The organism is bacterium, assembly GCA_026414725.1.
Classification (GTDB): domain Bacteria; phylum Ratteibacteria; class UBA8468; order B48-G9; family JAFGKM01; genus JAAYXZ01.
On the sequence record JAOAIL010000037.1, the window covers coordinates 1 to 4,766 of the forward strand.

Sequence of the window (4,766 nt, forward strand, 5' to 3'; positions counted from 1 at the left end):
TATATATACAGGTGCTTCATAACCAACCACAAGCCGCTTATAAGAATTAACCCACTGATTACAAATGAGGGTAATCTCTCTGGCGTGTTTCATGATACCTGCAATATATTGTTTGGCTTCTGCAGAGAGATAATCTTTATCTTTACCATCAAAGAAAATATTTTTATCGCCTTTGAAAAGTGATTGATGAGTATGCATCCCTGAACCATTCACACCATATATAGGTTTAGGCATAAATGTCGCATACAGCCCTTTCATTTGTGCTATTTCTTTGACAACAGCTCTGTAAACCATAACTGTATCTGCCATTGTCAAGCCATCCTTATAACGAAGGTCTATTTCATGCTGTGAAGGAGCAACCTCATGGTGACTGTATTCAACATCTATACCCATCTGCTCAAGGGCAAGAATCACTTCTCTTCTCACCTCTCTTCCTGCATCAAGAGTAATTATGTCAAAATAACCACCTTCATCAAGAATCTGGGTGGTCTTTTCATCCTTGAATATAAAAAATTCAAGCTCAGGACCTGCATAAAACGTATATCCTTTCTCTTTTGCTTTCTCAAGGGACTTTTTCAATATATACCTGCTGTCTCCCTCATAAGGTGTACGGTCTGGATTCAGGATATCGCAAATCATGGCAGCAACAGCTTTTTCTTTTGGTCTATAAGGAAGAATTGTAAATGTAGAAATGTCCGGCATCGCAACCATGTCTGACTCATCTATTCTTGCAAAGCCCTTTATGGATGACCCATCAAATCCCATTCCATCCTCAAGAGCCCCCTCTAATTCTTCGCGGGTTATCGTAAAACCCTTCATCTGTCCGGTAATATCAGCAAACCACAATCTGATAAACTTTATCCCATTTTCCTCAACAAGTTTTAATACATCTGCTTTTTTTAAATCTTTTCTGTTCATCTTTCCCCTCCGTAATTAAACAAATTGTTTTCTTTCAACTTTTTCTCCGGGCAACAAAAAAGCCCGGTTGAGCAACTTCGCCTTTACCGGGCAACTTCGCCTTTCTTTTTTCTCAGACCTGCCTGCAACCCTGCAGTTGAATAAATTATAAAACATATTTTCAAATTGTCAAGAACCAAACAATTTATATGGCGTTTTCGCCTCTTTCACCGGTTCTTATCTTAATCGCATTTTCAACTGGAATCACAAATATTTTTCCATCCCCAATTTCTCCTGTTCTTGCAGCATCTGCTATCACCTTTACAATACCCTCAACATCTTTATCTTTTACAACAATTTCAATTTTGATTTTTGGAAGAAATTCTATCCTGTATTTTTCTCCGCGCCATTGCTGAACCATACCCTGTTGTTTACCATGTCCTTCTACCTCGCTTAGGGTCATACCATTACATTTAATTTCCGTTAATGCTTTTTTTACATTTTCCAATTTTTCAGGACGAATAATTGCTTCAACTTTTTTCATAAGTTCCCCCTTTTTGCTCTCTGGTACTACTAACTATTCTATAAATGTATGGTTTTCGGATTAAGAATTCTGGATAGGCAACATTATCATGTTCACCCAGATCCAAACCTTCTATCTCTTCTTGTAAACTCACCCTGATACCAATTGTTATTTTCAATAAGGTCCATATTATCAATGAAACTAAAAAAGTGTACAATCCCACACAAACTATTCCGGTAAGCTGTGTCAAAAAAAGTTTTATACCACCACCATAGAATAATCCATTACCAATTGATATACCGGCAATCCCATCCTGTGCAAACAATCCCACACAAAGGGTACCAAAAATCCCATTAATCAAATGAACTGATATAGCACCAACAGGATCATCTATTCTGACTCTATCAAAAATGATTATTGAAATAACTACCAGGATTCCAGCAATTAATCCTATAATTACAGAACCACCCACACTGACAACCGAACAGGGTGCAGTTATTGCAACCAATCCTGCAAGACAACCATTCAGTGTCATCCCCAGGTCAGGTTTTTTAAGTATCCACCATGACATAAGTGTGGAACTCATTATCGCTGCTGCTGCTGCAGTATTTGTAGTCACAGCCACATGGCTTATCATTATAGGGTCTGCACTCATACTTGAACCGGGGTTAAACCCGAACCAACCAAACCATAAGACAAATGTTCCGAGTGTTGCCAGCGGGATATTATGCCCTGGTATAGGAATTATTTCATTGTTAGAATATTTCCCAAAACGTGGTCCTAATAACAAAACACCTGCAAGTGCCGCCCAGCCACCAACAGAATGTACTACAGTAGAACCAGCAAAATCAAACATACCTTTCTGCGCAAGCCATCCACCTCCCCATATCCAGTGTCCGACAACAGGATAGATAAGCATCGTCATAAAAAAGGAAAAAACAATAAATGATTTGTATTTTATCCTTTCCGCCACTGCACCAGAAACTATTGTTGCCGCAGTTCCACAAAATACCAGTTGAAAAAAGAACTTTGCAAAGAGCGGGACACCGGTCCAGGAAATTGCTGAATAAACACCTTTATATGCATCCCCCACTGCTGGAGAATTATCAGGTCCTGTCAAGAAAAATAGTCCTTTCAGCCCTATAAAAGGACTACCATCTCCAAACATCAATCCCCATCCTAAAAATAAAAAACCTAAAGAAGAAACAGCAAAAACTATGAAGTTTTTAGAGAGTATATTCACAGAATTTTTTACCCGTGTAAAACCACTCTCCACCATAGCAAACCCCAGATTCATAAAGAATACTAACTTTGCAGTAACCAGAACCCAGATGGTATCAATAATTACTTTCATATCCATATCATCCTCCTTTTTTAAAAATCTATATCTACTTGAATAGTAAATGTATCTGCTATATTCTCGTTATTGTATATGTTATATCCACAGAGAATTGAAACATCATCTACAAACTTATAGGAAAATCCGAAAGACCATGCACCATAAGAACTTTCTGTTCCCATATATTCCACACAAATCCATAATCTATCAGAAATCTCTTTCATAACCCTTTCCCAGGCAGCAAATATACCCTCATTATCTACATTACCTTCTTCATCCAGCAACAATTCTGAATTTCCACTGAAGTATCCTGCTGAAAACCTACCCAACAGGGTTGACTTTGCTATCTTTAAATAAACAATATTAAAGTCGGTCTGGTTATGCTCTGTTCCAACATCATATATTCCAATAGCAACAGCAGGGAAAAACCTTCCAAAACTCCCTTCTGGAATACCTGCCTTTGCGTTGAAGTAAAATGGATACTCATCTAAATCTCCGAGACCCGCTTTATGGTCAAACCCAAGTTCCATATTGAACCTCTCAAAAGGTAAAATCCCAACTGTCAAGCCAAGATTGGTAACAGGAGGTAAAACATTACCTTCTTCATCATTTTCTAAAGGTATATAAATATCTGAAGTAATATGCCACCTACCAAATGGTTGTATATCAGTAGAAGGTGCCCAGATATGAGTAGAGGGTGTGGCATAAGCAAATCTCAAACCAATACCAAATAAAAATATCAAACATACTTTCATAAAAATTTTTTTGTTATTTATTATCATCTTCTTCTCCTTTCTATGCTAAAAAACTAAAAAAAAAATGTCTTGTCTCCCATCAGGGGATACAAGACATCACTGTCCACCTTTATACTTCAATATCTTTGTGATAGCACTCTATGCTATATCTATGTCCTCCTTGACCTGAAATAATTATAGTAAAAGAAACTTCAATGTGTCCTATAATTATACAAGTAAAAATTCTTTTGCAATGGTAACCCCTGTATCTTTGAAATATGATTTAAGTTTTGTTTCTAATCTATGTTTTATCTTAATTACCATAACATGCGAAACCCCGAGTTTATTTCCAATCTCTCTTATTGTAAATCCTTCTAAGAGTAAATAAATTATATATCTCTCCCTATCATTAAATATCCCACTTTTTTCAATCAGGTCAATAATTGTCTCATCATCTACCATTTGATTCTCTGGTATATCCCAATTATTGTGTTGCGCTCTTATTTCTTCAATACTTATTATATTAAACCTCTCACGATTTTTACGGATATAATTCTTAATGTAAAAATAACAGCCCTGTAATATATAACTATCTGTTTTATCATCTAATTTTCCCTCTTTAAAATCCAACCAGAGATGCAATAATATCTCCTGATAGAGGTCATCTCTATCAAAGTATAATCCATTCTTTTCCACCTTCCTAACAATACACTTAATTTTACAATCTATTCTTTTAATAATATCCTGCCATTCCATAACATCCCTTGAGAATAAACTCTTTTCTCTTTTCATCATCTTATTCATAACCATCCCTTATAAATAAAAAAGGTGTCCTCACCACCAGCGGTGGTAAGGACACCCTCTGTCCTTTTATAAAACCTTAAACCAATAAAAAAAGGCGTTCGTAAAGAACGCCTCTGTCCAAAACTCGCCTTTGAAATAAAGCACCTTTCCCGGTACTTTTTATTTCATTTTTTTATACTACCACACTTTTTTATTTTTGTCAATACCTCGTACAGATAGGGTACATCCATAATTTAAATCTCTTCTCTCTCCCATTCTTTTCTTTCCCTCTCCCTTTAGCGGAGATTTCCTCTTTCTCCCCTCCCTCAGAGGGGAGGGGATTAAGGGGAGGGTGAAACCTTTTTAACGCTCTCCACCCACCTAATTCCTCCCCCTCATATGGGGAGGATTTGCTATATCCCTTTCCTTTTAGGAGAGAGGGGTGCTGGTGCAACAGGTAAGGAGCACTGTATAGCACGCCGAGTTGGTG

5 protein-coding genes are annotated in these 4,766 nt (G+C 37.0%); all 5 read right to left on the minus strand.

The window, feature by feature from the left end:
- A partial coding sequence (locus tag N3D17_07555; protein MCX8083221.1) for a glutamine synthetase family protein occupies positions 1-918 on the minus strand: 918 nt, incomplete at its 3' end.
- A gap of 184 nt (positions 919-1,102) precedes the next feature.
- A complete protein-coding gene (locus N3D17_07560; GenBank protein ID MCX8083222.1) occupies positions 1,103-1,441 on the minus strand; it encodes a P-II family nitrogen regulator in 339 nt (112 codons plus the stop codon).
- Positions 1,428-2,780 carry an ammonium transporter gene (gene amt / locus N3D17_07565; GenBank protein ID MCX8083223.1) on the minus strand — a complete coding sequence of 451 codons (1,353 nt, stop codon included), beginning with the start codon at positions 2,778-2,780 and terminating at the stop codon, positions 1,428-1,430. Before amt ends, N3D17_07560 begins: the two co-directional genes overlap by 14 nt.
- A 14-nt stretch (positions 2,781-2,794) precedes the next feature.
- On the minus strand, positions 2,795-3,541 hold the full coding sequence (locus tag N3D17_07570; GenBank protein MCX8083224.1) for a hypothetical protein: 747 nt from the start codon (positions 3,539-3,541) through the stop codon (positions 2,795-2,797).
- A gap of 180 nt (positions 3,542-3,721) precedes the next feature.
- The gene (locus tag N3D17_07575) at positions 3,722-4,297 is read right to left on the minus strand and encodes a sigma-70 family RNA polymerase sigma factor (GenBank protein MCX8083225.1); all 576 of its coding nucleotides are present in this window, start codon (positions 4,295-4,297) and stop codon (positions 3,722-3,724) included.
- Positions 4,298-4,766: the final 469 nt, after the last annotated feature.